At 55.3% G+C, this 521-nt stretch carries 1 pseudogene; it reads right to left on the bottom strand.

The features are described 5' to 3' along the window. Positions 1 to 96 (bottom strand): annotated as a pseudogene (locus tag R3X27_RS25540) (recombinase family protein); the annotation flags it as partial. Between the last annotated feature and the right edge of the window lie 425 nt (positions 97 to 521).

The raw sequence follows: 521 nt of genomic DNA, 5'->3' as shown, positions 1-521 counted from the left end.
CAACACCTCATCCTTCTTCATCATGGCGCTGGGTCTCCTTCCCTTGTACTTCCCTTCGGCCTTGGCCTTGGCAATGCCTTCCCGTTGCCGTTCTAAACATTGGAATGCCCCCATTGGGTGGCCCGGTTTGAAAGTTAGTGCATGACGCTGAAAGTGTTGCGCTATCGACTCCGCAAATCCCCCCACACACGCACACGATGATTTGGGGGCAAGGGGCTGGTGCTCTCAACACACCAGCTTCGGGGAGCAATATTGTTGATGTTCGAGGTCACCCAATACAGGAGACCGCCTCGACTGGTGGCAATGCGAAGGGCGAAACAGAGCCGCACGATAACATGCCCCCATTCATTGCAATGACCTTCTGTAAGAAGGGGTAAGCAGGCGGTTTTGCAGCGGAAACCGATTTTAATCCACCCGAGGGGAAAGTCATGGAGCAGCGCCCGCTGCCGCACCCAGAGGACTACACGGGAAAGCCTGATTACCTCACCTTGCACCGGTTGGTTTCAGATTACCGGACCTTC

This window comes from Tropicimonas sp. TH_r6 (assembly GCF_033101155.1).
Classification (GTDB): domain Bacteria; phylum Pseudomonadota; class Alphaproteobacteria; order Rhodobacterales; family Rhodobacteraceae; genus Tropicimonas.
This window is presented reverse-complemented; position numbering and strand designations above follow the sequence as displayed.